The sequence below is a fragment of the Microbacterium zouquanmingi genome, from assembly GCF_052266675.1.
Lineage (GTDB): Bacteria > Actinomycetota > Actinomycetes > Actinomycetales > Microbacteriaceae > Microbacterium.
In genome coordinates, this window is sequence record NZ_JBQPRA010000004.1 from 15602 (window position 1) to 40220 (window position 24619).

Below are 24619 nucleotides of genomic sequence, written 5' to 3' on the forward strand. Positions count from 1 at the left end.
GGCCTGCCGAAAGAGGATGCAATGTCGCACACCCTGCCCCTTCCCGAGTTCTCCCACGAGCGGGTGGAGGTGACCACAGGCACGCGCAGCGGGCTCTTCATCGCTGTCGCGCTGCACTCCTCTGTGCTCGGCTCCGCGCTGGGCGGTGCGCGTCTGTGGACCTATCCGCACTGGAGTGACGCACTCGGCGACGCCCTGCGGCTTTCCGCGGCGATGACGCTCAAGAATGCGACCGCTGGTCTGGATGCTGGTGGCGGAAAGTCGGTCATCGGCCTCGAACCAGGCACCGAGCTCGACGCGGAGCGCCGTCGTGATGCTTTCCTCGACCTCGGTGATGTCGTGGAGTCATTCGGCGGTCTGTACCGCACGGCAGAAGACGTCGGATCGACCATGGATGACATGGCGGTCGTCGGTGAGCGCACCGCGCACGTCGTAGGCCTTCCGGATGCGGCCGGCGGCTCAGGGGAGCCTGCGGGTCCCACAAGCCTCGGAGTGTACGAGTCTCTGCGCGCGGTGCTGGAGCGCACCACCGGCAGCGCTGATGTCGCCGGTCGACGCATCACGATCTCCGGACTCGGACAGGTGGGCGGCCGTCTCGCCGTCCGACTCTCTGCCGAGGGTGCTGTGCTCACCGTCACCGATGTGAACCCGCAGCGCAAGCATCTCGCCGGCGAGCTCGGCGCGACATGGGCAGAACCCGGCACAGAGCACCTGCTTCCGGCAGACGTATTCGTTCCGGCCGGCATCGGCGGGCTGCTGACCGACGATGTCATCGATGCGCTCGACACCGCTGCCGTGTGCGGGCCGGCGAACAACCCGCTGGCATCGCATGAGGGCGCTGAGCGGCTGGCTGCGCGCGGCATCCTGTATGCGCCGGACTTCGTGGTGAACGCCGGTGGTGTGATCTACCTCGACCACGAGGCGAAGCAGCTCGGATCTCGCGACGAGATCATGGCTCGCGTCTCGCAGATCGGTGACACCGTACGGCGAATCCTCGCCGATGCGGACGAACGGGGGATCACCCCGCTCGAGGCTGCCGAAGAACTCGCGGCCGCACGGCTGCGCGATGGGGCATCGGCTCTCGCCGTTTAGACCCCGTAGACCTCGCGCACGCGTTCGCGCAGCTGGTGGCTGCACGCGGTGACGGCCTCGGTCCAGGTGGTGTTCGCATCGTCCTGGGCCCGGTCGGACACTGCCTTCCAGATGCGGATCGGAACGCCGAACTGCTCGGCGACCCACGCATAGGCGTAGGACTCCATGTCGACGAGGCGTCCGCCGAGTGAGCGGATAATCGTCACAGCCTCGGCGTCATCGATGAAGCTGTCTCCGGTGGCGATGGAGATGTCGCCGGCGCCGAGGCTCATGCGCTGCGGCATCGAGACGTGCTCGCCACGCACGCCCTCTTCGTTGATGACATCGTGCTGGAACGCCCAGTGGACCTCGTGAACGCCGGACTCGATGGTCTCATCGAGCGCACCGGCGGTGCCTACGACGAGGATCTCGTCGTAGGTCGCGGCGTCGAGCGCGCGGGTCAGCGCATAGGTCGCCTTGAGCTTGCCTGGGCCGGTCACCAGTCGGGTGAAGCCGGGAAGGTCTTCAGGGAAGGCGATGAGTTCGGAATCGAGGGCGGCAACGAGAAGCTTCACTCTCTTATTGTTTCAGAGCGCGTCGCAGATCGCCCGCTCACGCGGATGCTGTGAAAAGCTGGAGCGGTGACGATTGTTCCCCCCGCACCTGATGAGCCGCGACGCCCTGACGGGCCCCGCGACCCCGGAGACGCCTGGGTCGTGGCTGAGTCAGGAGAGCGGTACTGGGGCCGTTTCGGTGCCGCAGGACTGCTCGCGGTGGATTCTGAGCGAGGCATCCTGCTGCAGCACCGCGTGAGCTGGAGCCACTTCGGCGGCACCTGGGGTCTTCCCGGCGGCGCACTGCACGAGGGTGAAGAGCCCATCGATGGCGCGCTCCGCGAAGCCACCGAGGAAGCAGGGATTCCCGCTGGTGCAGTGCGAGTGAGCTTCACGACCGTTCTCGATCTGGGTATCTGGTCGTATACGACGGTGGTGGCCGATGTGATCACGCCGTTCGAAGCAGTGATCAGCGACCCGGAGAGCGTTGCCCTGGAGTGGGTTCCGATCGATGAGGTGACCGAGCGTCCGTTGCATCCGGGGTTCGCGAACGCGTGGCCCGCGCTGCGCGAGCGCCTCTGATCTTCAGTCGCGTCCGCGCAGCTTGTCGATATCGCGGCGCTCGCGCTTGGTGGGGCGCCCGGCTCCGCGATCGCGAAGACCGAGAGCGGCTATCGGTTCGCGCGGAGGGGTGCGATCCTCGTACGCGAGGGCTGCGACGGGGGCGCCGACGCGCTTGGTGAGCGTCTTGCGCACGGTGAGGATGCGGTCGAACCCGCTGATGCGGATGCGCAGCTCATCACCTGGCTTCACCGTCTGGGCGGCCTTGGCCTTCTCGCCGTTGACCCGTACATGCCCCGCTCGGCAAGCGGTCGTTGCCGCCGAGCGCGTCTTGTAGACGCGGATCGCCCATAGCCAGCTGTCGACTCGCACCGGGGCATCCATCAGCGCGTTCTGGTGCGGTACGGGACGCTCGGGTGTCATCGGGTGTCTCGCTCGCGAAGGGTGACGAGTGCGCCGATGATGATCAGACCCTGACCGAGGGTGTAGGTGATCATGACCAGTGGGCTCGTCCAGTCGGGCATTCCGTCGAGGAACAGCCGGAAGGCCAGCACGGTATCGCTGATCAGGAAGAAGATGCTGCCGACGACGACGAGCGGGTGACAGCGCGCGGCGAAGACGGCGGTGCCGCCGAGGACGAGGCCGTAGGCTGCGACAGCGACGAGCAGACCGCCGGTGTGCGGCGCGAGCACGATCACCATCGCGACCCACCACGCGGCATAGACGAGGGTCCACCACGGCAGACGACGCACTCGCAACACACGAATGAATAGCACGATGTAGGCGATGTGGGCCAGACCGAAGAACAGCAGCATCAGCGGCAGTTCTGGCCCGGTCGGGAAGAACGCACCGGCGCCGTCACCCAGCCACGAGAACACGATCGCTGTGAGCAGCAGGACGATCGCGAATGCAGGGCGCACGCGGAGCGAGAAGAGCACCGGGATCGCGAGCAGCGGCATCAGCCACAGTTTCGTCGGAGGGGCGATATCGCTGCCGGTTGCGAGAGCTGTGACGTGGACGATCGACATCACGATGTAGGGAACGAACGTCCAGGGGAGGGCTGTTCTCGGCAGGGTGCGGCGTTGCATCCCTCCATCGTAGATTGCGGGACGTCAGCTGATGTCGAGGGTCACGAGGGGGCGGTCGGGCTTGGGGCTGGGTGTGGCAGAGAAACCAGCTGCGAGGAACGTCGAGAGTGCGCCATGGAAAAGCTCGTTGACGTGGACGCTCGTCTGGGTGGTGTCGATCGGGTACCCCTCGATCATTCGAGCACGGTGGTCGCGCGCGAAGTCGACGGCCGCGGCGAGGAGAGCGGCGTTCAGGCCCTGGCCGCGGTGCTCTTTGCGCACGACGAAGCAGCTCACCGCCCAGACGCTCTCATCGTCAAGAGGTTCGCGGGTGGTGGCGACGATGTTGCGCGTGCGACCGAGGCGTCGCTGCGCGGGGCGGGGACCGACACGGATCCACCCCGCGGCTTCACCGTCGACGTAGGCGACGATCCCCGGTGGGCGGTCGGATGCCACTTCCTGTTGGAACAGCGCGGTGCGCTGATCGAGGTCGGTGGTCTGCCACTCTTTGTTCATCAGCACCGGCCAGACGCACTGGCAGCTTCGGCCGTCCCCGCCGCCACTGAGCGCATGCTGGATGTCATCCCAGACCTCTGGGCTTGCGAGTGCAGTCGTGATGGTGGGCATGTCCGGCAGGGTACGCCCGGGGTGCGACACGGGCAAGAGGGCCGGTTCGCGAAGGGCCCGTTGATGCGGCTAAGATAGGGGAGTTGCCTGCGCGAAAGCGCAAGACAACGGGCTGTGGCGCAGCTTGGTAGCGCACCTGACTGGGGGGTTAAGTGGTTTACCACTCTTCGGTCGGCCCGAACAACTGAAAAACAATGCCACGGGCTGTGGCGCAGCTTGGTAGCGCACTTGACTGGGGGTCAAGGGGTCGCAGGTTCAAATCCTGTCAGCCCGACAGAAAATCCCTGATGAGAAGCAATTTTCATCAGGGATTTGTTGTTTCTGAACGTCGTTTTCTCTGGTCCCCCTCTGGTCCCCCTGGACAGGCAGGCGTGGTCGACCTGTGGATGACAGAATCCGCTGCGACGCTCTGTCTGTGGATAAGGGGACCAAAAGGGGACCAGAACGGTGGAAGCCCACGACTGAGCCGCTCACAGTCTGCGTCCGGTGTCTTGCCGTGGCCGTCCTGAAGTGTTCGGGCGGGCGTCTCTGCTGAGGAAGGCGTTGGCTTGTTCTGCGGCGGATGCGAGGTGGCGGTCATCGGGGTGGGAGGTAGCCGCGTGTTGTCTCGATTGAGGCGTGTCCGAGGATCTCTTGGAGGACATGGAGGGGGACTCCGGCGTCGGCGAGCCAGGTGGCACTGGTGTGTCGGAGGCCGTGTCGGGTGAGGTTGGGCAGGCCGAGGTCAGCAACGGCCTGGTCCCAGCTGGTGGCGTCGCGAACGGTGGCTGTCGTGAGGAAGCCGCCACGCGGGCCGACGAGGAGTGGTGCGTCCGATTGCTTGAACGCGCAGAGTCGTTTCAGGACCGGCCGGAGTGGGTCGAGAATCGGCACGCGACGCTCTTTGCGGCTTTTGGTTGGCTTGGTGATGAGGCCGCCCCTGCCGGGGAAGACCTGTCGTCTGATGATGACGAGGTTCTTTGTGAAGTCCACGTCTCCGACTTGAAGTCCGGAGACTTCTGAAGAGCGTGCTGCCAGTAGAGCGGCGAGCATCAACGGCTTCGTCGAGCACCCGTACGAGTGGCGCGATGGTGTTCTTGATCGTCGATGCGCCGTGTTGCTTCTCCCAGTCATCGATCGTGCGGTCGATCATTCCAGCGGTGAATTGCGTGACGGGCAGATGGCCAAGCGTCGGGAGTACTCGTAGCCGAAGACCATACCGGTAGTTGTCTCCGGTGGAGGGTCATATCGAGGCCGCGTGCCCATCGATCGTCGATCGAGGTGAAGAACTCCAGGAGTGTCATGGAGACGTCCATTCCCTTGACCGAAGAATTGCGGAGCGTTTCGAAGAATGCCCGTGCGGTTGCCTCGTCCTTCACGATCTCGGTGCGGATCACGCGCTGCTTGGTGAGCGGATCGGTCCAGCGTGCGCGCGCTCGAATTCCGTAGGAGCGTCGTTCCATGTCGGTGGAGATCCTCACCCCGATCGGTGGCACCGGACGGGGTGAGGACTCTGGCATTGGCTCAGTTGGTCGGGCCATGGTGCGGAGGGTTGCCGAGTGAACGGTAGAACTCGTCCTCGGCTGCCTGACGTCGCTGAACGTCATCAAGGACGAACTCGACGAAGTCGGCTTCCCGGTCGGTGATCATCGCTTCTTCAGAGGAAATGGATGGCTCTTCCCCAGGCCAGATGGCTTGCCGTGTGGGGCGATCACGATCGAGTCGAGTCCCGCAGGTGGCTACCCAATCGCGGAGGCGGAGGCGAGCGTCCGCAAAGTCGCGATGCCACCCCAACGGTGCGGAGTCTGCGCACTGGCTGCGGATGGGTCCGCAACGGCGACCGTTGGACGGTCACCCCGGTCCGCGACGACGGCTCCCTCACCATTCGTAGGGCAGGCACCCGTCGCGGACGGGCCGTGGTGTTACCCGCCGGGTATGTGGCAGAGTATGTCGATCTCGGTAGCAAGTTGGAACAGTGTTACAATGGTTACATGGCGAAAGTAGGTGTTCCTGATGGGCGTTGGGTTAGTACGGTGCGACTCGGCCCGAAGTCGCAAATCGTGATACCTAAAGAGGTTCGGGAAATGTTTAGCCTCGGCCCGGGAGACACGCTGCTCCTCATGGCTGACCGAGAACGTGGCATTGCACTTGTAGATCCCGAGGTCTACGCAGAAGTGATGGATAACGTTCTCGGTGCCGACCATCGACCGGATGGAGGCTCCGAATGAGTTGGGTACAGCCAGTACTGATTAGCCTTGGGATTGCGCTTGTTGTCGGGTTGATCGTCAACTTCGGCCTGCGTGCGCTCATCCCCTACTTGACGAGAAAAGGCTACTTCCAAAGGCCCGGCAGTAAGCAGACGCGCTCATCCGCACCATTGCTCATTCGAGAAGCACACGTCCTCGTCGGTGATGGCAGTGTTCTCAACGACGTCGATATCCTCATCGAACAAGGCAACATCACTCGAGTCGAATCGTCACGCATCGACGTTCCTGACGCCCGAGTGATTGAGGCACGCGGTAAGACTGTTATGCCCGGCCTGATCGACGCGCACTGTCACCTCGACTTCCTCAACACACGAAGCGGGTTCAGCGCGCGTATGCAAGCACGCTTCGTTCTCAGCGAGCCAAGCAGAGAGCTTCTCCGATTCGGAATTACCAGCATCCGCACGATGTCTGAACCACCAAAAATCGTGCTCGGCCTTCGAAATCGAACCCGAATCGGAAATCGCGTTGGCCCGACCATGGTCGTTGCTGGCCCAGCATTTACAGCACCCGGAGGGCACCCACAGGTAACTGTCTGCCGCGACAACGCTTGGTTGGGCAGAAAAATGGTTTACACGCCGGCCACCGATACGGAGGCGCGCACCATGGTTCGAGCGTTGAAGTCACAGGGTGTTGACCTTATCAAGATCGTCTACCAAGGCGGCCACTATGCGGAGTTTGGCGAGGTCATCAACAAGCTGCCCGAGAACGTCGCGCTCGCAATCATTGATGAAGCCCACAAGCAAGGTCTGCCGGTTGGCGCGCATACACACTACGCTACCGATGTCGCATTCCTCGTCGAGGCAGGTGTCGACAGCATTGAACATGGCGTCCTTGAGGAAGAGGCTCCGCCAGAACTCCTCCGTGCCTGGGCGAAGAAGCACACCTTTCTTATCCCGACACTGTCTATTACCGAAGTTATCAACAACGCGGACCAGCAGTCCTACCTACCCCAAGCCAGCCGCAACCTGAGGCACGCAGTTAAAGCTGGCGTGCGCATCGCTGCTGGAACAGACAGCATGGTTGGCGCGATGCCAGCCGACTCCCTTCACCACGAACTCCAGCTCATGGTCGACGCGGGTGTCGCCCCAGCCCAGGCAATCCAGGCAGCAACGGGCAACGCCGCAGAAGTGTTGCGCCTCCATGACCGTGGCCTCATCAAGACCGGCATGGCAGCCGACCTCGTACTGCTGAACTCCGACCCGCTTGAGGGAATCGAGAGCGTCTCCGATATCACCCTCGTGGTTCAAAACGGGCAGATCGTTCACGAAACGGAACCGGCCGCACCGGTCGCACTCTCCGATTACGCCGCACCAGCGAATGGGATCGAACGATTCACCGACAACACCAGCGCTACGTTCTCGCAAGCGGTCGAGGTCACAATTGACGCGAGCACCTTTGAGTCCGATGGAGTCCGCACGATCACATACACCGACCCCGAAAGTCAGCAGGTTCTGCGCACCGAGACACTTCGCTCCGACAAACAACTGCGCACCCTCGAATGGTCTTGCCTGATTCCTAACGAGAACACTGACCTGCGAGCCATTGCCCACGGCGGACGTATCTCGCTCTCCGGCACGCTCAATGGCAGAGCCGTGTCGCGAGGGTATGCAACTGGACGCACACCTTGGATGCAAGGACTGATGCTTGACGCGTCAACATTCATCACATCTCAAATGGAGTCACTGGTGATCACCTCGATAGGTTCGTCCGGACGAGGCGCACTGATGGCAGCGGCATTCGAACTCACGAAAGATCGTCGCCAGACCCAACTGGGCAAGACCCAGGCGACCCTCGTGATTCCACAATGGCGCGCATTCTGGAATGCGAAAATGACCTACGGTGCAGAGACAGGATCACTTATCAGGTACAAGCCCGTGGGCAAGGGCGAGATGCGCAAGGTGCCCTAACCCACAAGGCATCAGCATGACAGTGTTCCGCTGAGTGGTGGCGCTTGCTGTCTTCCTTACGAGTGCGCAACGAGAACAGCAGGTGCCAGTTCTCGCCCACCAAGTACTCAACGGGACCGGCCCGCAGACGCTGCAAGACCGGCGCAGGTTCAAATCCTGTCAGTCCGACCAAATCCCCGATCAGATCTCAAATCTGGTCGGGGCATCGTCGTCTCGGGGAGCGGTTGGCGCTCTCGGTCCCTTAGTGGTCGGCATCCGCCCGCGATGATCGGCCGTGGATGGCGCTGTGGAACGCATCGGCTTCCACGGCCGCACTGTCGGTCAGGGGCGTTGCGGCCGGCGCACGGAGACCATCGAGCAGGATGTGGTGAACGCGGTCGAGGAGCACGGTGCCGATCGGCTGTGGAAACGCGGCGAGGGATGCAACCGCGAGGGGCGCGAGAACAAGATCGAAACCCGTGACGTCGCTTCGGACAGAGCCTTCGGCCTGCGCTCGCGCGGTAAGTCGTTCGATGGGGGCGACCCAGCGTTCTCCGGGCCGGTAGCTCGGATCGATCGCGGCCATGCGCACCATGATGGGCACGAGTATCGGACTGTCTCGCACGATCGCGATCGTCCCGGCGATGGCGTCGCTTATTCCGGACCAACCGCTGTCGACGTCGTCCAGCGAGTCGAAGAGTTCGTCGAACCGTGCGGCGAATCGGTCGTAGAGCCCGCGGATGAGATCTGAACTGGTGGGGAAGCGGCGGTAGAACGTGGCGGCGCTGACCCCGGCGCGTCGGGCGAGTTCGTTGAGCGGTGCATCGATCGTGCGTTCGGCAAAGTACGTCTCGGCCGCGGCGAGTATCTTCTCCCGACTCTCTGCGACTTCTCGCCGCTCGGCGCGTCGGCGTGCGATCTCCGGCATGACTCCAGAGTAACCGTGACGATGATCAGCGCACTGGAACCGCATCACCGACCATGGACAGCGGTTTCTTATGTGGAGTATATTGCCCAGATAGCCCCTGCGCCGTGCCGGGGACGAGCAAAGAGATTCAGAGACCCATGGGATTCGCACGTCTACGCAAAAAGGCCTCAGCACCACTCGCGCTGCTGGTGGTGTTCGCTACACTCGCTCTGGCCAGCGGCTGCTCGGTCGAAGAACCTTCGTCGACGGCGGTCCAGGCGACGCCCGACAACGCCGCTCCCACTGAAGAGCTCTTCACACCCATCGTGGGTTCAGTGCTCGACGAGCCTCGCATCGTGCGAGGAACCGACGATCGAGATCACCTTGCATATGAGCTCTTCCTGACGAATACCATCGGTCAGTCTGTGACCGTCGACGCGCTCTCGGTGCGGGGCGACGGTGAGGAGATCATGCGGCTCAGCGGCGAGGACCTGTTGCCGTGGGTGCGAGCGATGGGAGCGCCCGCCCCGGGCTACGAACTGGCTTCGGGGCAGAGCGCGACCGTCATCCTTGACGTGGCGCTGCCAGTCGGGGGGAAGGCCCCGCAGATGCTGAGTCACGTGATCGAGTTCTCGCCGGAGACGGCCATGCCGCCGATGGTGACCGAGCAGATGGAGCAGACGATTGCACGCGTGCCGGTTTCCCCGTCCACGCCGCTCGTCATCGGTTCACCGGTAAGTGGCGATGGCTGGCTGGACGGCAACGGCTGCTGTGGAGCTTCCGCACATCGAAGCGCAATCAATCCCGTCAACGGTGCCCTGTATGCCCCAGAACGATTCGCGATCGACTTCGTGCAGCTGGATGAAGAGTCGCGCATCTTCGACGGCCCGATCGATGATCTCGCAAGCTATGCGTATTACGGTGCGGAGATCCTCGCGGTGGGCGATGGCCCCATCGTTTCTATGAAGTGGGATCTGCCCGAGGAGTCGCCGGGGTCGCATCCGGTCGGATTGGAGCTCAATGAGTACGGTGGCAATCACATCGTGCAGGACCTCGGCGATGGCCACTACGCGTTCTATGCGCACCTGCAGGGAGAGAATCCGGAGGGACTCACTGTCGGTCAGGAGATGTCGCGCGGCGACATATTGGGATACCTCGGTAACTCGGGTAACACCGACATGCCGCACCTGCATTTTCATGTGATGGACTCGCCGCTGCCGCTCGGCTCCAATGGGGTGCCGTTCGTGTTCGAGTCGTTCACACTCACCGGCACCGTGAACGATGCTGAACTAGAGGAGTGCATGTCGCGGTCGCAATCTTGCGGCGTCGTTGCGTCAGATAAGGCGGTGATGAAGAAGGTCATGCCGCTACAGCAAGACGTGATCAGCGTTCCCGACTGAGTCGACGGGCCCTCTGCGTGTCAGCGCATGGTCGGCTTTCCGTCCGCGCCCCAGGCCGCCCCTAGGGCGAACAATGTCGACACGCCGTATTGCTCCATCGCCGTCGCGATCCGTCTCCTTCCCGTTCGTGGGTTGATCCCGAGGCGGCGAGAGGCCGCGTCGAGAGTGACCCCCTGCGTCATCAGCGCAAGAAGCGGTGCCCACGACTGCTCTGCGCCGCCGATCGGCTCGCCGCGATGCCAGAGTTCGCGGAACAGGCTCCGGCCCAGCTCCGCGAGCGAGGCGCTGCGGACTCCGATCACGCTGGACGGCCACCCCTCGCCCCACTCGATCGGCAACGCGAGCACATCGCCGTCGATCCAGAACCAACTCGGAAGATCGTCGAGAATGCGAAACTCCACTCCGACGGCCGCGTAGCGCTCAGCGATCGCCACGAGCCGCGGATCCGCTGCCATCGAGCGGGGGAGAAGGGCCCGCACCGATTGCTTGCCGGCGAACATTTCGGCGAAACGGCTGGTTCGAGCCGGATCGGACTGCAAATAGCGTTCGAGATCGGGAAGCACTGACCAGGCGGTGTCGCTGTGCTCGCGCGCGACGTCGTACCAGAGGTCTTCCGCTGCGTGCGGCCCGTGCCGCACGAAGACCGGAACGACATCGCCTGAGGTCTCACCGACAGCCCAGTGGCGCAGCAGACCTGGGAGATCCGCCACGAGCGCTTCGATTCGTGCGGTCGCCTCATTCACCGTATTGCGCATCGCACGCGCTTCGCCTTCGACGACATCTGCCGTCCAGGTCACCGGAGTCGAGTACGCGATCTTGCCATCGTGCAGCGAGATCGTGCCACCCTGCTCGAGGCGTGCAACGGCATCTGCGGTCTCACCTTGGTTCGTATGCGCGGTGGTGGCGAGCTCGGCCACCGTCTCAGGCCGGCTGCGGTAGATGAGCTCGAGCAGTGCCTTGTCTTCCATATCGGCCTCCGGAGTGGGTGTGACACCATCATCGCCTATCTGACCGGTTTAGGACGCCCTCTAGCGGTCATGGCCTCAAGCGGAGGTTGCTGTGTCCTCTTCTGTCCATGCACACTGGAAGAAAGCCGACGGAGGCACCGACATGAACGGCAACAGCAGCACCAACAACAAGGGGATTGCACGCGGTGTCGCCGTCTCGGCGGTGGCCGCTCTGACGCTGGGAATCACGGCGTGCACCGCAGAGGCGACCGCGGAGTCCTCGCCTTCGAGCACTTTGTCCGTCGCGCTCGGACAAGACCCCAGTCAGGATGTTGTCGATCTTTACACGGATCGCGATACGGCAGTGGACGCAGCCCTCGATGCGCTTCCCGCGTTCATCGAGAAGGCGCTCACGCAGACCGGCGTCCCCGGCGCAGCGGTAGCGGTCGTCTCGAACGGTGAGGTCGTGTTCGAAGAGGGCTACGGTGTGCGGGACGTGACGACGGAGGAGCCCGTCGATGCCGACACCGTCTTCCAGATCGCGTCCCTGTCCAAGCCTCTTTCGTCGAGCATCGTGGCCAAAGCCATCACCGACGACGCGGATCTGTCCTGGGAAGATCCGGTTGTCGAGTACCTCCCCGACTTCGCGCTGAACGACCCGTACGTGACCGAGAATGCGAAGATCGCCGACTTCTTCTCGCACCGCACGGGGATTCCGACCGGTGGCGGGGACGATCTCGAAGACGTCGGCTTCGATGCGGACTACATCATGGCCCAGATGGACCAGATTCCTCTGGCATCGTTCCGCGACACCTACCAGTACTCCAACTTCGGGCTGACGGTCGGCGGCGAGGCCGTCGCGGCGTCGCGCGGGCAGACGTGGGTAGAGACCGCGCACGAACTGTTGTTCGAGCCGCTCGGCATGACATCTACGACCGTCGTTCACGACGAATACCTCGCCGCTGATGATCGCGCGGCGATGCATGCGCGCACCGGAGAAGGCGTCTATGAGCAGCTGTTCGACCGAGACGCCGACGCCGAAGCTCCCGCCGGCGGCGTCGCCTCCACCGCTGGCGACATCGCGAAGTGGATGAACATGGTGCTGGCGAACGGCGAGGTCGACGGTGCGGAATTCATCGACCCGCTCGTGCTCGCGAAGACTTACTCGGCCCATTCGATCACCGGCGGCGATGCCAAGAACCTGCTCTCGCGCACATCGCACTACGGCTTCGGCACGAACGTCGGCGCGACTGTGACGGGGCGGGTCAGCATCAGTCACTCCGGTGCATTCGGATGGGGGGCCGCCACCAACGCCACGATGATCCCTGACCTCAACCTCGGGATCGTCGTGCTCACCAACGGAGCGCCATCGGGGGTTCCAGAGGCGATCGTCTCAGAGTTCCTCGATCTCGTGCAGTTCGGTGAAGAGACGCGGCCATGGCTGGACATGTGGCCCGTCGTCTTCGAGCACTTCTCCGATCCGGCCGGTGACCTCGTCGGCGAAGAACCGCCCGCGGATGCCGCGGAAGCGGGGCCGGCGGGTGACTACGTGGGCACATACACGAGCCCCTACTTCGGTGACTTCGTCATCACGGAGGAGAACGGAATCCTCACCGGCGCGCTCGGACCTGACGGCGGCTATACCTTCGAGATCGACCCGTGGGACGGCGACACGCTTTCGTTCGTGCCGACCGGTGAAAACGCCCTGCCCGGCTCGCTCTCCTCGGCGGTATTCGTCCGCGAGGGCGAGCAGATCACCGGGGTTACGCTGACGTACTTCAACAAGTTCCCGGAGCCCGGTCAGGAACCGAACGGGCTCGGCGTCTTCACCAGGGCCGACTAAAGCCCACTCGTAGGTGCGCAACGGTAGCCCTCGTCCAGCGCTACTTCAACCCCCTCTGCGGGAGTGGTCCAGCCCGAGAAACTGTAGGCGAGGCAGCGCGATCGCCTCAGCCCGTGACCGCAGAGCTCGGAGAACAGGGCGGGGCGATCTCTCACCACAAGACGTCTGAGCATGCAGCATCCGAAGGTCTTCGGGGCGGACGCAATTGGCAGCAGATCCGCGCTGAGGATGCAAGCGCTGCCACCGCTCGCGCGTGGTCGCATCATCGACCTGGTGCGGCATAGGGCCGGGTCATGCCGATGCATCATCCTCTCGTGCTCGCGCCACGATGATGCCGCGCTGCGACCCCCAGAACCCATCGAGCATCTCGCGCAGCTGCACGGCGTCGACATCGGCGCCGAATGCATCCGCCCCCGGTTCCAGCATGATGCCGTTCGCGAGGGGGCCGGCCAGCACCGGGTCGAATCCCAGGTCGTCGACGAGGGAGGCGACAGTCGCCACAGCATCCGAATCGTCACCGGCGATGGCGATCGCCTTGCGGCCGGGGGATGCCGTCGGGCGCGCTTCATCCGCAAGATCCTGATATCCCATGTGGCTCAACGCCTTCACGAGATGCGCGCCCGCGAGGTGGCGCTGCACGAGCTCGCTCGTGGAGGTGCGCGGATCGCTCAAATCATCACGGATGCCATCGGAGGCCCACCAATAGTTCATCGCGTCGATTACGAGCTTGCCTCGCAGCGCGTCGGCCGGGAGAGTCTCATACTCACCCAGAGGAAGCGCAAGAATCACCGCATCCGACTCCGTGATCGCTGTCGCGCTCGAGACGGCAACCGCTCCGAGTGCCTTCATCCGTGCGGCGATGAGCGCAGCATCCCCCGATCGTGCGACCAACACGCGCACGCCTGCTGAACTCGCGAGGCGGGCCAGTGCGGCGCCGTGGCGGCCAGCGCCGATGATCCCGAGCGTTCGTACTCTGTGCGCACTCTCCACTCCGCCATCGTAAGTCCGGGCATCAGCGACATGGGTGGTGAAGCCGGGTGATGTGACTGGTTAGGCGGCGGGTGAAGAATGGCGCGGAACGCGCCGCCGCGCTGATCCGGCTCCATAGGATGTGATCGTCTGGTCCAAGTCGCCTCGGGATGGCCGAGAAGTTGAAGAAGAGAACGGATGGGTTAGCGGATTATGTGCACACGAGTGGTATGGCCTGATGCAGGCGGTTCGGTCATCGTTGGTCGCAACATGGATTTCCACATGGATCTCCTCACGAACCTTTGGAAGTTCCCTCGGGGTGTCGAGCGCACGGACGGTGTGAACGGAGACCTCACCTGGAAGGCGAAGTACGGCAGCATCGTCGCCACCGCCTTCGACCTCATCGCCACCGATGGCATGAACGAAGAAGGATTCGCCGGTCACATCCTGTGGCTCGCTGAGTCCGACTACGGCAAGCCGAAGGACTCCGACACGCAGCTGAGCCAGGCGATCTGGCTTCAGTACTACCTCGACAACTTCGCAACGGTCGCCGAAGCGGTCGAGTGGACGAACTCCTCGCAGGTCAAGATCTCGCAGCTCTTCGACCCGACCGGACACCTGGTTCCGACTCTTCACCTGGCCATCAACGACGCCAGCGGCGACTCAGCGATCATCGAGTACACCGATGGCAACGCGAAGGTCTACCACGACCGCGCCTACCAGGTCATGACGAACTCCCCGACGTTCGACAAGCAGCTCGAACTCGTGAAGCAGATCGATGGTCTCGGCGGAGACAAGCCGCTTCCCGGCTCCACGCTCGCGAGCGACCGCTTCGCACGCGCGTCGTTCTACGTGGCCCACCAGGTGCAGCCCAAGACGCAGATCGATGCGATCGCCGCGATGTTCAGCATCATCCGCAACGCCGCTCAGCCGTTCCGCACGCCGGAGCCCGGCAAGCCCGACGCATCGCAGACGATCTGGCAGGTCGTGCTCGACCTCACCAACAAGCGCTACGTCTTCGGCTCGACCACACGCCCCAACCTGATCTGGGTCGACCTCGACGAGGTCAGCTTCGCCGAGGGCACCAAGACCCTGAAGCTCGAGCTCGTCAGCCGCGAAGCTCTCGAGACGGGCTTCGCCGGCAACGTGAGCCACCAGTTCCGCGATCCGGGCGAGCTCGCGTCCAGTGTCATCGACACGGGCATCAAGGCGCTGGAGTTCGTGGCGAAGAAGCAGGACGAGTTCGCGGCGATTTCGAAAGCCGTGCAGTCTCTGGTCGGCAAGAAGAAGCCGTAATCACGCAGACATAGAAGAGCCGCCCGCTGGAATCAGCGGGCGGCTCTTCTGTGTGCGCACAGCGGTTACGCCTGGTTCACGCGGACGAGGTTTCCGGCCGGGTCGCGGAAGGCGCAGTCGCGAACGCCGTAGAACTGATCCGTCGGCTCCTGCACGATATCGGCGCCCGCCGCCTCCATTCGCTCGAAGAGAACCTCCAGATCATCGGTGGACAGAGTGACGGCACCGTAGACGCCCTTGGCTACGAGCGTCATGATCGTCTCGCGCTCTTCGTCCGAGATCCCCGGGTCAGCGGCCGGTGGATGCAGCACGATCGAGGTGGAATCACCGACGGGGCCGACCGTGATCCAGCGCATGTTCTCGTAACCGACGTCGTTGCGCACCTCGAAGCCGAGCAGGTCGCGGTAGAAGCCGATGGCGGCATCCGCGTCAGTGTGGGGGAGGAACGCGTTGTGGATGGTGATGTTCATGCACGTAACGCTAGGCGGATGCTCCCGCGGATGCTTCTCGATTTCTGACCGGTCTGGTCACCTGACGAGCAAGACACGGCGGGATGCCGTCGACAGAACGCGATGGGTCGTCGCGGTAAGCGCTGGGGGATACCCCAACGAGCTCAGAGAACCTCGTGCTGAATGTGCCAAGCGAAGAGAAGCCCACAGTGAAGCAGATCTCGGTGACGGTGAGGTCGCCGCGGCGCAGCAGCATCATCGCGCGCTCGATGCGGCGGGTCATCAGGTATGAGTAGGGCGGCTCACCATAGATGCGGTGGAATTCTCGGCTCAGATGCCCCGCAGACATGTGCACACCGCGAGCGAGATCCTCGACGTTCAGCGGCCGTGCGAACTCGCGGTCGATCCGGTCGCGCACGCGACGCATGACGATGATGTCCGCGTGATCGCTTGATCCGGCCATGCGACCATCCTGCCAGCCGACGCCGCACATGTGGATGTCGGGGAGCAGATTCGTCAGGAATCGAGAAGCGCCGTGCCGTTCGTCCTCGATAGCGTGGCAACCGAAGACACGCAGCGATCGAGGAGACGAGACGATGACGAAGAACGACGCCGGAGGATTCTCCGCAGAAGAACGTGCGGCCATGAAACAGCGCGCCGCGGAGCTCAAGGCCGATGCGAAGCGCGCGAAAGGCGCGGAGAAGGCTGCGGCGGAAGAAACGGAGCAGTTGGCGAAGATCGCGAACATGCCTGATGGAGATCGTGAGATGGCCGAGCGTCTGCAGCAGATCGTCGCCGATGTCGCGCCCGACCTTGCACCGAAGCTGTATTACGGACAGCCTGGATACGCGCGGGACGGCAAGGTCGTGGTGTTCTTCCGCAGCGGCCAGATGGACAAGGAACGGTACTCGACGTTCGGTGTGAGTTCCCGGGCGGCGCTCGATGAGGCGAGTGGATTCTGGCCGACGTCGTACGCACTCATCGACCCGACGGAGAAGGCATGGGAGGAGTTGGGCGAGATCGTGCGGCGCGCCGCCGGGTGAGGCGGGGCGCTAGTCGATGGCGACTTTGCGGGCGGCTCTGGTGCGGCGCATCTGCCGGACGCGCAGGAATACCCAGACAACGACCGCGACGATGACGACGGCGATGACGACCTTCTGGAAGATTCCCGCGTAGTCCTCGACGATGTGCCAGTTCGCGCCGAGGAAGAAGCCGGCGAGAACGAAGATCGTGTTCCAGATGGCACTGCCCGCCAGCGTGAGGAGGGTGAAGCGCAGAAGCGGCATCCGCTCGATGCCGGCGGGGATCGAGATCAGGCTGCGGAAGATCGGAATCATCCTGCCGAAGAACACCGCTTTGGAGCCGTGCTTCTCGAACCAGGCTTCGGTGCGTTCGACATCTTCGACTTTGATCAGCGGTAGGCGCTCGGCGATCGCGTACATCCGGCGACGTCCGAGCCATGCGCCGATGCCGTACAGAATGAGTGCTCCCACGACAGAACCGACCGTCGTCCAGATCAGCACCTCAACGAGGCCCAGCGATCCCTTCGCGGCGGTGAAGCCCGCGAGCGGCAGGATGATCTCACTCGGCAGCGGCGGGAACAGATTTTCCAGCGCGATGGCGAGGCCGGCGCCGAACCCGCCGAGTGTCTCCATGAGCGAGACCGCCCAGGCAGCGATCGCGTTGAGGTTCTCGGCTCCGGCATCCATGGATTCCAGCGTAGGGAAGCGCACCTGTGGATTCGCGTAGAACGTTCGGCGTCAGCACATGCAAGTGGCCTACCTCCCGCGGTCCCGAGTTCGTAGGCTGTAGCCATGGACAGGACGATCGTCATCGCGGTTCCCGCCCCGATTCCGCACGGGCATCGGGTCGAGGTGATCGAACGCGTGGAGGAGAACGATCAGCGCACGGTCCTGATCGTGACCGACCTGGAGACTCGCATCCGCTATCAGCAGGGATCGGCGATCCTGGGAACGACGTCATGGGTGGGTCGGGTGCTGGAGTGCACGATCATGCCCGCGCGTGAGGGGGTCAGAACGTCGCTGCTCGTCGATCCGGTCGGCCCTGGTGCGGATGCCGCGGACGTCGCGTTGCGCGAGGCGGATGCTGCAGCATCCGCGGTGACGAGCGAAGCCCTGCGCTGGGGCGGAGCGGACCGCACACCGGAGCCGGAGGCGCCGCGATTCTGGTGAGCAGGTGTCTGCTTGCTGAGTGCATCACTGCAGTGCGGCGAGGATCGCACGCGAGACGGCAGCCGGGGCATCGAGCGGCGCGATATGACCTGCGGCAGGGATGACGTGCTCGTCGATGCCCTCGTGCTCGGCCCACCGAGGCATCGCGCTTGCGATATTGCCCGTGCGGTCCTCCGCACCGCGGATGAGCGTCAGCGGCACCGGCGAGCGGTAATCGGGATCCGGGGCGACGAGTGCGACCGTCGCCCGCCAGACATCGAGGAACACGGGTTTCGGCATCCGCGCGAAGCACGCCCTGGCGTACTCGATCGCGTCAGGTGTGGTGGCGGATGCCGTTGCCATCAGTCTCGGCAGCCGCGAGCGAGGGATCACCGCGAGTGAGGGCGCAGCGAGGCGCAGCGCCAGCCGCTCCAGCCAGGTGAGCGGGCCCGCATTCCACGTCGAATCGACGACGACCAGACGTGCAGGAACATCCGGGTGCCGACGGGCGAACTCCTGCACGAGGTTGCCGCCCAGCGAGTGTCCGACGAGTGTCGGGCGGGTGAGTCCGAGATGGTCGATCAACGCGGCGAGATCGTGCAGGGCATCGTCGCCGCGGAAGCGCATGCCGTCTTCAAGAGCGGAGGATCCATGTCCGCGCAGGTCCCAGCTGACCGCACGGTGGCCGGCGTCGACGGCAGCAGCGAACTGCGCATCGAACATCGCATGATCCACGCCGGCGCCGTGTGTGAACACGATGGGAGCGCCATCTTCGCCGGAATCGATGTAGTGCAGTAGCGCGCCAGGGCGGGTGAGCGTCTCAGACAGGTGCACCATGCTTCGAACCTAATCGCTGCGGAGGCCTCTGGGCTCAGCGGAAGTCGCGGGATCGGTGCTCGATTCCGGTGCGCAGATCCTCGAAGGCATCGGCGAGCACGTTGATGACGCCCTCGGGCGAACGCTCCAGAATCCCACGCACGATGAGGGCGGGGGATTCCCGGGCGATACGGCGATAGCGGGCCCACACCCCGGTCGAGCAGACCACGTTGACGAGGCCATGCTCGTCTTCGAGGTTGAGGAAGGTGACTCCTGCCGCGGTGGCAGGACGCTGCCGATGGGTGACAAGGCCCGCGACCTCAATGCGCCGACCGACCTCGTGGTCACGCAGCTGCGCGGCGGTGAGCACGCCGCGTTCGTCCAGCGCTGTGCGGAAGTGCGTCATCGGGTGGTCGTCGATCGAGACACCGGTGGTGGACAGATCTGCCGTTAGACGCTCATAGCTGCTCTGATCGGTGAACAGGGGTGGCTGTACAGACACGGTCGTGCCTGGCAGATACCGGGCACGGTCCTCAGCGGCGGCTCCCGCCAGCCATACGCCCTCGCGGCGGCTCACCCCCAGACACTCGAAGGCCCCTGCGGCCGAGAGTGCCTCCAGCTGCGCTGCCGTGGCATCCGTTCGCCGGACAAGATCATGCAGATCCTGGTACGGACCGTTCAGATCGCGTTCGGCGGCGATACGCTCTGCCATCGGTTTGCCGATGCCGCGCACGCTCAGAAGCCCGAGCCGCACGGCAAAGCCTCCATCGCGGCGATGCGCTGCCGATTCATCGGGCACTTCCCTGTGGAACTCGCCCGGGGGCGGCTGCTCGTACACGGCACAGGAAGGGAAACCGGTGGGAGCAGGATCGATGGAAGCATCCAACGCTTCCAGCGTCGCTCCCGCTGCCGAAGCGTGCAGATCGGGCCGCCGCACCTGCACCCCGTGCCGCCGGGCATCGGCCGTGAGCGTGGCAGCAGAGTAGAAGCCCATCGGCTGTGCATCAAGGAGGCCAGCGAGGAACGCGGCCGGATAGTGCAGCTTGAGCCACGAACTGGCATAGACCAGCAGCGCGAACGACAGCGAGTGCGATTCGGCGAACCCGAAGTTCGAGAACGCCTGGATCTGCTCGTAGATGCGATCGGACTGCTCCGGTGAGAGACCGTGCCGCGTCATGCCGGCATACAGCTTGTCGCGGATGCTGTCGATCCGCTCCAGTCCGCGCTTGGAGCCCATCGCCCGGCGCAGCGTGTCGGCCTCGTCAGCGGTGCAGTCGCCGATCGTCGTCGCCATCTGGATGAGCTGCTCCTGGAAGACCGGTATCCCCATCGTGCGCTCCAGCACAGGCTTGAGCGCCGGATGCGGGTAGGTGACCTCGTCGATCCCCATCTTTCTGCGCACGAAGGGATGCACCGCACCACCCTGGATGGGGCCGGGGCGGATGAGCGCGATCTGGATGGCGAGATCGTAGAACCGCCGTGGCTGCAACCGGGGGAGCAGCCCGATCTGCGCACGGGACTCGACCTGGAACACCCCGATCGAGTCGGCGCGACAGAGCATGTCATAGACGGCCGCCTCTTCTTTGGGGATGGTCTCGAGCTTCCAGTTCTCGCCGGTTGCCGTAGAGATGAGATCGAAGCAGTTCTGGAGGGCAGCGAGCATGCCGAGTCCCAGCAGATCGAACTTCACCAGCCCCATCCAGGCGGCGTCGTCCTTGTCCCACTGGATGACCGTGCGATTGTCCATCCGGGCGTGCTCGACCGGAACGACTTCACCGACGGGACGCGCGGTGAGCACCATCCCGCCGGAGTGGATGCCGAGATGCCGAGGTGCCTTCAGCACCTCACCGGCGTACTCCAGCACCGTCTCGGGAATATCATGACCGTCGACGGGGGAGAGATCCGCGCCCCAGCCATCGACCTGACGTGACCAGGCGTCCTGCTGGCCAGGAGAGTAGCCCAGCGCCCTGGCCATATCGCGCACGGCATTCTTCGGGCGGTACTGGATGACGTTCGCCACCTGCGCCGCGCGTTCGCGCCCGTACTGTTCGTAGACCCACTGGATGATCTCCTCACGTCTGCCCGAGTCGAAGTCGACATCGATGTCGGGTTCTTCTTCGCGAGTGCTCGCGAGGAAGCGCTCGAACGGCAGCCCGTACAGGATCGGATCGACGGCGGTGATGCCCAGCAGATAGCAGACCGCGCTCGCCGCAGCCGACCCGCGTCCCTGACAGAGGATGCCGCGGCGCTTCGCCTCGGCGACGATGCCGTGCACGATGAGGAAGTAGCCGGGGAAGTCCTTCTCATCGATCACGTTCAGCTCGCGTTCGATGCGGGCCCGGCCTGCGTCATCGAGCCGTGGATAGCGGAGGGGAACGGCCTCCCACACCAGGTGGCGCAGCCAGCTCATCGGAGTGTGTCCGTCCGCCACCTTCTGCTTCGGCAGGGCGGGGCGGGCACGACGCAGCTCGAACGCCGACTCCTCGGCGATCTGCAGCCCGTGCGAGATCGCACCGGGATAACGGCGGAACCGCTCGGTCATCTCCGCCCCGCTGCGCAGATGCGCTGACCCGTGCGATGGCATCCAGCCGTCCAGATCGTCCATGCTGCGCACCGCGCGCACTGCGGCGACGGCTTCGGCGAGCCCGGCACGGTGCGGCGCCGCGTAGTGCACATTGTTCGTCGCCACCACCGGAAGACGGTGAGCTGCCGCGAGATCAGCGAGAGCATCGTTGCGGCGAGAATCTTGCGGATCACCGTGATCGAACAGCTCGACGACCACGTTGTCCTGCCCGAACAGATCGACAAGACGCCGCAGCGGAGTCTGCGCATCCCCGTGAGCGAGCCCTTGGCGCACGCCACCCTTGCGGCAGCCGGTGAGGATCGTCCACTGCCCGTCGGCGCTCGCCGCAAGGTCGTCGAGATCGTAGACCGGGCGCCCCTTCTCGCCTCCGCGCAGCTGGGCGCGGGTGATGGCGCCTGCGAGCCGGTGATATCCCTCCATACCGCGAGCGAGCACGAGCAGATGCTCGCCGACCGGGTCGGGAACGCCGCCCTGCGGGGCAGGGAGCCCCAGCGAGAGTTCAGCGCCGAAGATGGTCTGCAGCTGGATCTTCGGGTTGCGGGTCATCATGAGGTCAGCGGCCTCGGCGAACCTCGCTGCACCGTAGAAGCCATCGTGATCGGTGATCGAGAGTGCGGTGAGGCCGAGGCGCACGGCCTCGGCGAGCAGATCCTCTGGGGGAGAGGCGCCATCGAGGAATGAGTATGAGGTGTGCGCATGCAATTCGGCGTAGGGAACGGCGTTCTCTGGTGGCTCAGGCGGTGGCGGTGGCACAGTTCTGCGTCGATGGCTGATCGGACCAGGATCGGTCCTGATCATCGGAGGTTCGGCGGAGCCCCGGCCGCTGAGCGTCTTCTCGAGTTCTTTCCATGACATCGCCGGGTTGTGGAAGCCCATCAGCGATACCTCCCCTCGATCCACCAGGAACCGCCCTCCCAGAGGACGAGCCAGGCTCGCTGGGAGTCATCGACGATCTGGAACCGCTGAGCGGAACGAGCGTGATCGGCATCCCAGGTCCGCTCCCGCAACGGCCATGGGCCGGCCCAGCTGAGCACGCCGGCATCTTCGATCTGAACAGGGGGTGCAGACAGTGCTCCTCGTTCGTTGACAGAGGGAGCTGTGCCGTCGGCTGCTGTCACGCTGGCAGGCAAAGGCGGAGCGAACACTTCAGAGGGGAGCGGGCTGGGGAGGCTCCCAGGCCAGGGCAGCGCAGCATCTCGCAGGTGCGGTGTCTTGTCTCCCCACGGTCGGAACAGCTGACGTTCAGCGAGTCGGCGTCCGCCCGTGACCTGCGGGGTGACAACGCCACGATGACCGAGCAGGGCCTGCACGCGCGATACGGCATGGTGCAGGCGCTGCTCGGGGCCCTGCCCGAACAGTCCTGGCTGGTGGTGCGTGCTGTCATCGACCCGCGTCGGGGTGATCCGCACCTCGAGGATGCCGGTGCCTGCCCGCTCGGTGTCGGCGAACGTGCTCGCTATCCCCTCGAGCTGCCAGCGCACTCGGTCGATCAGATCGCTGGCTTCGAAAGAAGTCGGATGCATCCATGCCCGGGAGGAGACGCCGCCATCGTCATCGGTCAGATCGATGCGCACCTCAGTGCACACCTGCGAGAGCTCGGCGAGGCCCGCGGTGACGGCATCCGCTGTCTGGCGCACCGCGAAGGCCACCTGCTCGGCCTGCGCGAGCGGACTGTCGAAAACGATCTCACGCGCGAGCTGCGGCTCAGGGGCCTGCGGTATCAGCGGCCTGGAATCTGCACCCGCTGCCAGATCGTGCAGCCGCACGCCGCGCTCGCCGAGTCGATCGCGCACATGACTGACTTCGAGGGTGGCGAAATCGGCGAGCGTGCGTACTCCGAGCTTCGTCAGCAGTGCGGTGATCTGCTCATCACCCAGTATCTGGACGGGAAGAGGAGCGAGAAAGGCACGTGATTCGCCCTGATCGACCACCCGCACGGGGTCGGCCAGGCGAGCGGCCTGTTCAGCGGTGAACAGACCGTCTGCGACCCCGGCACGCGATGCGGGGTGGGAATGCTCTGCAAGAGTCTCGATGAGATGCCGTGCGGCGTGCTCTTCGCCCCCGTAGTAGCGGGAGGCCCCTCGGGCCCGCAGCGCGATCAATCCAGGACGCAGCGGCTGGATCCCCGGCACGAGCTCTTCGAGCAGGCGGAGCACAGGCAGGAACATCCGCTGTTCCTGCAGGGGATCAGCGTGGAGAATCCGCAGACCGGGAGAGTTCGTCTGGGCAAGCCTGCGGCGCTGACCGCGCCGAACTCCCTGCGCTCTGGCAGATGCGGAGCAGGCGACGACGGTGTTCGCCTGCACGACGGCGACCGGCTCATCACCGGGTGGTGCACCGAGCGCTGCGCGCACCGGCCAATCCGGCAGCCACAGCACCAGATGGCGTGGAGGGGCACTCATCCGGCAGCCGCCCAGCGCTCGGAGGCGGGCAGCGGTGCCATCGGACGCAGGGGAGCGGGTGCGGCATCTACCCGACCGAGCGAGGTCGGCATCTGCACCCGCACCCGCCGCCCGGACTCGAACCGTCGGCCCGATGCGCGCAGAGTCACGGTGCGATCCGAGAGCAGCCCCCACCCGGAGCCGAGGCCGTGCCACTCGGTCGTTTCGACCGTGATCGTCGCCTCGCTCTGGGGCCAGGGCGCGGTGACCAGGAGGGTGCAGCTCCGATCGCGCAGGCGTGCGTTCAACCGAGCGATATCAGCATCTGCGACGCGACTGCGGGGATGGACGGCGATGATCGGGATCACCTCAGAAAGAGCAGTCGCGACCGTGAGCCAGCGCTGGCCGGGGTCGGGCACGAGCACGAGGCGCTCGAGATCAACGCCGAGATCGCTCATCGCCTCGACGCCGATTGTGGGCATGCCGATGATCGCGCACCAGGACCCCTTCTGTGACGGCGCAGCAAGCAGTGCGCCGAGCAAGCTTGGCGAGGGCGAGATCGAATACGAAGAACCGACCCGCAAGCCGCCATCGGGTAAGAGCCCCTCGAGCGCGGGGTCGAGCGGGAGGAGGGGCGCATCGCTGCGTCGCCGCTGCATGCGGGAGATCTCGCTGCGCAGGCGATGCACCTCTTGCGCGCGGAGAGCCGTGCTGGCAGGAGAGAGAGCCGTGGGGGCGGGAAGTGCGTTGCCCATGCATCCATCCTCGAAGATAACTACGAATAAATCAAGTGATGCATTGATAGTAATTCGTACATCGGACATCGAAGTTATCCACAGGGCAG

At 64.5% G+C, this 24619-nt stretch carries 25 protein-coding genes, 1 tRNA gene and 2 pseudogenes; 11 read left to right on the forward strand and 17 right to left on the reverse strand.

The genetic code is table 11. The features are described from left to right. Positions 1-21 precede the first annotated feature (21 nt). Complete coding sequence (locus tag ACTU6V_RS10615) at positions 22-1092, forward strand: Glu/Leu/Phe/Val dehydrogenase family protein (RefSeq protein ID WP_443469864.1); 1071 nt, start codon at positions 22-24, stop codon at positions 1090-1092. Here ACTU6V_RS10615 and ACTU6V_RS10620 read toward each other — a convergent pair. Next, a complete protein-coding gene (locus ACTU6V_RS10620) occupies positions 1089-1646 on the reverse strand; it encodes a phosphorylase family protein (protein ID WP_443469865.1) in 558 nt (185 codons plus the stop codon). The genes ACTU6V_RS10615 and ACTU6V_RS10620 overlap by 4 nt on opposite strands. 66 nt (positions 1647-1712) lie before the next feature. Between ACTU6V_RS10620 and ACTU6V_RS10625 the strand changes: the two are divergent. Further along, positions 1713-2204, forward strand: a pseudogene (locus ACTU6V_RS10625) (NUDIX domain-containing protein); the annotation flags it as partial. A gap of 6 nt (positions 2205-2210) precedes the next feature. Here ACTU6V_RS10625 and ACTU6V_RS10630 read toward each other — a convergent pair. Genes ACTU6V_RS10630 through ACTU6V_RS10640 form a run of 3 tightly spaced genes read right to left on the reverse strand, consistent with a single transcriptional unit; the run spans position 2211 to position 3880 of the window. Beyond that, positions 2211-2570, reverse strand: a complete 360-nt coding sequence (locus ACTU6V_RS10630; RefSeq protein WP_417512574.1) for an Hsp15 family ribosome-associated heat shock protein — start codon at positions 2568-2570, stop codon at positions 2211-2213. A gap of 35 nt (positions 2571-2605) precedes the next feature. Then, positions 2606-3274 carry a lysoplasmalogenase gene (locus tag ACTU6V_RS10635; protein ID WP_443469866.1) on the reverse strand — a complete coding sequence of 223 codons (669 nt, stop codon included), beginning with the start codon at positions 3272-3274 and terminating at the stop codon, positions 2606-2608. 24 nt (positions 3275-3298) lie between these two features. Further along, the gene (locus tag ACTU6V_RS10640) at positions 3299-3880 is read right to left on the reverse strand and encodes a GNAT family N-acetyltransferase (protein ID WP_443469867.1); all 582 of its coding nucleotides are present in this window, start codon (positions 3878-3880) and stop codon (positions 3299-3301) included. 200 nt (positions 3881-4080) lie between these two features. On the opposite strand from ACTU6V_RS10640, the gene ACTU6V_RS10645 reads away from it, so the two are divergent. Next, positions 4081-4154: transfer RNA gene (locus tag ACTU6V_RS10645), tRNA-Pro, on the forward strand. Between the two features lie 302 nt (positions 4155-4456). Here ACTU6V_RS10645 and ACTU6V_RS10650 read toward each other — a convergent pair. The 3 genes and pseudogenes from ACTU6V_RS10650 to ACTU6V_RS10660 form a co-directional block, all read right to left on the reverse strand. Continuing rightward, positions 4457-4993 carry a tyrosine-type recombinase/integrase gene (locus ACTU6V_RS10650; protein ID WP_443475583.1) on the reverse strand — a complete coding sequence of 179 codons (537 nt, stop codon included), beginning with the start codon at positions 4991-4993 and terminating at the stop codon, positions 4457-4459. Next, positions 4990-5322: a hypothetical protein gene (locus tag ACTU6V_RS10655; RefSeq protein ID WP_443475584.1), complete on the reverse strand. Its 333-nt coding sequence runs from the start codon at positions 5320-5322 to the stop codon at positions 4990-4992. Before ACTU6V_RS10655 ends, ACTU6V_RS10650 begins: the two co-directional genes overlap by 4 nt. Before the next feature lie 61 nt (positions 5323-5383). Continuing rightward, positions 5384-5662: pseudogene (locus ACTU6V_RS10660) on the reverse strand (hypothetical protein); the annotation flags it as partial. A gap of 188 nt (positions 5663-5850) precedes the next feature. Between ACTU6V_RS10660 and ACTU6V_RS10665 the strand changes: the two are divergent. Beyond that, positions 5851-6087, forward strand: coding sequence for an AbrB/MazE/SpoVT family DNA-binding domain-containing protein (locus ACTU6V_RS10665; protein ID WP_443475585.1), 237 nt, complete (start codon positions 5851-5853; stop codon positions 6085-6087). After that, a complete protein-coding gene (locus ACTU6V_RS10670) occupies positions 6084-8033 on the forward strand; it encodes an amidohydrolase family protein (RefSeq protein WP_443475586.1) in 1950 nt (649 codons plus the stop codon). Before ACTU6V_RS10665 ends, ACTU6V_RS10670 begins: the two co-directional genes overlap by 4 nt. Positions 8034-8274: 241 nt before the next feature. Here the strand turns inward: ACTU6V_RS10670 and ACTU6V_RS10675 are convergent, their stop codons facing one another. Continuing rightward, on the reverse strand, positions 8275-8940 hold the full coding sequence (locus ACTU6V_RS10675) for a TetR/AcrR family transcriptional regulator (RefSeq protein ID WP_443475587.1): 666 nt from the start codon (positions 8938-8940) through the stop codon (positions 8275-8277). A gap of 137 nt (positions 8941-9077) precedes the next feature. Here ACTU6V_RS10675 and ACTU6V_RS10680 point away from each other — a divergent pair, with 137 nt between their 5' ends. Beyond that, a complete protein-coding gene (locus ACTU6V_RS10680) occupies positions 9078-10319 on the forward strand; it encodes a M23 family metallopeptidase (RefSeq protein WP_443475588.1) in 1242 nt (413 codons plus the stop codon). Positions 10320-10339: 20 nt separating this feature from the next. Here ACTU6V_RS10680 and ACTU6V_RS10685 read toward each other — a convergent pair whose 3' ends face one another. Next, entirely contained in the window at positions 10340-11287 is a 948-nt protein-coding gene (locus ACTU6V_RS10685; protein WP_443469492.1) for a hypothetical protein, read from the reverse strand. 142 nt (positions 11288-11429) lie between these two features. Here ACTU6V_RS10685 and ACTU6V_RS10690 point away from each other — a divergent pair, with 142 nt between their 5' ends. Beyond that, positions 11430-13109, forward strand: coding sequence for a serine hydrolase (locus ACTU6V_RS10690; protein ID WP_443469491.1), 1680 nt, complete (start codon positions 11430-11432; stop codon positions 13107-13109). Positions 13110-13222: 113 nt separating this feature from the next. Then, positions 13223-13393 carry a hypothetical protein gene (locus ACTU6V_RS10695; RefSeq protein ID WP_443475589.1) on the forward strand — a complete coding sequence of 57 codons (171 nt, stop codon included), beginning with the start codon at positions 13223-13225 and terminating at the stop codon, positions 13391-13393. A gap of 7 nt (positions 13394-13400) precedes the next feature. Here the strand turns inward: ACTU6V_RS10695 and ACTU6V_RS10700 are convergent, their stop codons facing one another. Further along, positions 13401-14099: an NADPH-dependent F420 reductase gene (locus ACTU6V_RS10700; RefSeq protein ID WP_443475590.1), complete on the reverse strand. Its 699-nt coding sequence runs from the start codon at positions 14097-14099 to the stop codon at positions 13401-13403. 192 nt (positions 14100-14291) lie between these two features. Here ACTU6V_RS10700 and ACTU6V_RS10705 point away from each other — a divergent pair, with 192 nt between their 5' ends. Then, positions 14292-15374 (forward strand): linear amide C-N hydrolase, encoded by a 1083-nt coding sequence (locus tag ACTU6V_RS10705; RefSeq protein WP_443469489.1) that lies wholly within the window; start codon positions 14292-14294, stop codon positions 15372-15374. A 65-nt stretch (positions 15375-15439) separates the two neighbouring features. Here the strand turns inward: ACTU6V_RS10705 and ACTU6V_RS10710 are convergent, their stop codons facing one another. Further along, on the reverse strand, positions 15440-15844 hold the full coding sequence (locus ACTU6V_RS10710; protein WP_443475591.1) for a VOC family protein: 405 nt from the start codon (positions 15842-15844) through the stop codon (positions 15440-15442). Between the two features lie 10 nt (positions 15845-15854). Continuing rightward, on the reverse strand, positions 15855-16286 hold the full coding sequence (locus tag ACTU6V_RS10715) for a helix-turn-helix transcriptional regulator (RefSeq protein WP_443469487.1): 432 nt from the start codon (positions 16284-16286) through the stop codon (positions 15855-15857). 133 nt (positions 16287-16419) lie between these two features. On the opposite strand from ACTU6V_RS10715, the gene ACTU6V_RS10720 reads away from it, so the two are divergent. Further along, positions 16420-16866 carry a DUF1801 domain-containing protein gene (locus tag ACTU6V_RS10720; protein WP_443475592.1) on the forward strand — a complete coding sequence of 149 codons (447 nt, stop codon included), beginning with the start codon at positions 16420-16422 and terminating at the stop codon, positions 16864-16866. 9 nt (positions 16867-16875) lie between these two features. Here ACTU6V_RS10720 and ACTU6V_RS10725 read toward each other — a convergent pair whose 3' ends face one another. Continuing rightward, positions 16876-17532, reverse strand: a complete 657-nt coding sequence (locus ACTU6V_RS10725; RefSeq protein ID WP_443469485.1) for a DedA family protein — start codon at positions 17530-17532, stop codon at positions 16876-16878. Positions 17533-17637: 105 nt separating this feature from the next. Here ACTU6V_RS10725 and ACTU6V_RS10730 point away from each other — a divergent pair, with 105 nt between their 5' ends. Then, the gene (locus ACTU6V_RS10730) at positions 17638-18015 is read left to right on the forward strand and encodes a hypothetical protein (protein ID WP_443475593.1); all 378 of its coding nucleotides are present in this window, start codon (positions 17638-17640) and stop codon (positions 18013-18015) included. A 24-nt stretch (positions 18016-18039) separates the two neighbouring features. Here the strand turns inward: ACTU6V_RS10730 and ACTU6V_RS10735 are convergent, their stop codons facing one another. Genes ACTU6V_RS10735 through imuA' form a run of 4 tightly spaced genes read right to left on the reverse strand, consistent with a single transcriptional unit; the run spans position 18040 to position 24530 of the window. Then, the gene (locus ACTU6V_RS10735; protein ID WP_443475594.1) at positions 18040-18831 is read right to left on the reverse strand and encodes an alpha/beta fold hydrolase; all 792 of its coding nucleotides are present in this window, start codon (positions 18829-18831) and stop codon (positions 18040-18042) included. Between the two features lie 34 nt (positions 18832-18865). Further along, positions 18866-22270: an error-prone DNA polymerase gene (locus ACTU6V_RS10740; protein WP_443475595.1), complete on the reverse strand. Its 3405-nt coding sequence runs from the start codon at positions 22268-22270 to the stop codon at positions 18866-18868. Further along, positions 22270-23796, reverse strand: coding sequence for a DNA polymerase Y family protein (locus ACTU6V_RS10745; protein WP_443475596.1), 1527 nt, complete (start codon positions 23794-23796; stop codon positions 22270-22272). Before ACTU6V_RS10745 ends, ACTU6V_RS10740 begins: the two co-directional genes overlap by 1 nt. Beyond that, a complete protein-coding gene (imuA', locus tag ACTU6V_RS10750; protein ID WP_443469480.1) occupies positions 23793-24530 on the reverse strand; it encodes a DnaE2-dependent mutagenesis accessory factor ImuA' in 738 nt (245 codons plus the stop codon). Before imuA' ends, ACTU6V_RS10745 begins: the two co-directional genes overlap by 4 nt. Positions 24531-24619: the final 89 nt, after the last annotated feature.

What these genes read in the sequence shown, in the direction of transcription:
- ACTU6V_RS10615 (WP_443469864.1), top strand. Translation starts at nt 22, where the DNA reads ATGTCGCACACCCTGCCCCTTCCCGAGTTCTCCCACGAGCGGGTGGAG.
- ACTU6V_RS10630 (WP_417512574.1), bottom strand. Translation starts at nt 2,570, where the DNA reads ATGGATGCCCCGGTGCGAGTCGACAGCTGGCTATGGGCGATCCGCGTC.
- ACTU6V_RS10635 (WP_443469866.1), bottom strand. Translation starts at nt 3,274, where the DNA reads ATGCAACGCCGCACCCTGCCGAGAACAGCCCTCCCCTGGACGTTCGTT.
- ACTU6V_RS10640 (WP_443469867.1), bottom strand. Translation starts at nt 3,880, where the DNA reads ATGCCCACCATCACGACTGCACTCGCAAGCCCAGAGGTCTGGGATGAC.
- ACTU6V_RS10650 (WP_443475583.1), bottom strand. Translation starts at nt 4,993, where the DNA reads ATGACTGGGAGAAGCAACACGGCGCATCGACGATCAAGAACACCATCG.
- ACTU6V_RS10655 (WP_443475584.1), bottom strand. Translation starts at nt 5,322, where the DNA reads ATGGAACGACGCTCCTACGGAATTCGAGCGCGCGCACGCTGGACCGAT.
- ACTU6V_RS10665 (WP_443475585.1), top strand. Translation starts at nt 5,851, where the DNA reads ATGGCGAAAGTAGGTGTTCCTGATGGGCGTTGGGTTAGTACGGTGCGA.
- ACTU6V_RS10670 (WP_443475586.1), top strand. Translation starts at nt 6,084, where the DNA reads ATGAGTTGGGTACAGCCAGTACTGATTAGCCTTGGGATTGCGCTTGTT.
- ACTU6V_RS10675 (WP_443475587.1), bottom strand. Translation starts at nt 8,940, where the DNA reads ATGCCGGAGATCGCACGCCGACGCGCCGAGCGGCGAGAAGTCGCAGAG.
- ACTU6V_RS10680 (WP_443475588.1), top strand. Translation starts at nt 9,078, where the DNA reads ATGGGATTCGCACGTCTACGCAAAAAGGCCTCAGCACCACTCGCGCTG.
- ACTU6V_RS10685 (WP_443469492.1), bottom strand. Translation starts at nt 11,287, where the DNA reads ATGGAAGACAAGGCACTGCTCGAGCTCATCTACCGCAGCCGGCCTGAG.
- ACTU6V_RS10690 (WP_443469491.1), top strand. Translation starts at nt 11,430, where the DNA reads ATGAACGGCAACAGCAGCACCAACAACAAGGGGATTGCACGCGGTGTC.
- ACTU6V_RS10705 (WP_443469489.1), top strand. Translation starts at nt 14,292, where the DNA reads ATGTGCACACGAGTGGTATGGCCTGATGCAGGCGGTTCGGTCATCGTT.
- ACTU6V_RS10710 (WP_443475591.1), bottom strand. Translation starts at nt 15,844, where the DNA reads ATGAACATCACCATCCACAACGCGTTCCTCCCCCACACTGACGCGGAT.
- ACTU6V_RS10715 (WP_443469487.1), bottom strand. Translation starts at nt 16,286, where the DNA reads ATGGCCGGATCAAGCGATCACGCGGACATCATCGTCATGCGTCGCGTG.
- ACTU6V_RS10720 (WP_443475592.1), top strand. Translation starts at nt 16,420, where the DNA reads ATGACGAAGAACGACGCCGGAGGATTCTCCGCAGAAGAACGTGCGGCC.
- ACTU6V_RS10725 (WP_443469485.1), bottom strand. Translation starts at nt 17,532, where the DNA reads ATGGATGCCGGAGCCGAGAACCTCAACGCGATCGCTGCCTGGGCGGTC.
- ACTU6V_RS10730 (WP_443475593.1), top strand. Translation starts at nt 17,638, where the DNA reads ATGGACAGGACGATCGTCATCGCGGTTCCCGCCCCGATTCCGCACGGG.
- ACTU6V_RS10735 (WP_443475594.1), bottom strand. Translation starts at nt 18,831, where the DNA reads ATGGTGCACCTGTCTGAGACGCTCACCCGCCCTGGCGCGCTACTGCAC.
- ACTU6V_RS10740 (WP_443475595.1), bottom strand. Translation starts at nt 22,270, where the DNA reads ATGGGCTTCCACAACCCGGCGATGTCATGGAAAGAACTCGAGAAGACG.
- ACTU6V_RS10745 (WP_443475596.1), bottom strand. Translation starts at nt 23,796, where the DNA reads ATGAGTGCCCCTCCACGCCATCTGGTGCTGTGGCTGCCGGATTGGCCG.
- imuA' (WP_443469480.1), bottom strand. Translation starts at nt 24,530, where the DNA reads ATGGGCAACGCACTTCCCGCCCCCACGGCTCTCTCTCCTGCCAGCACG.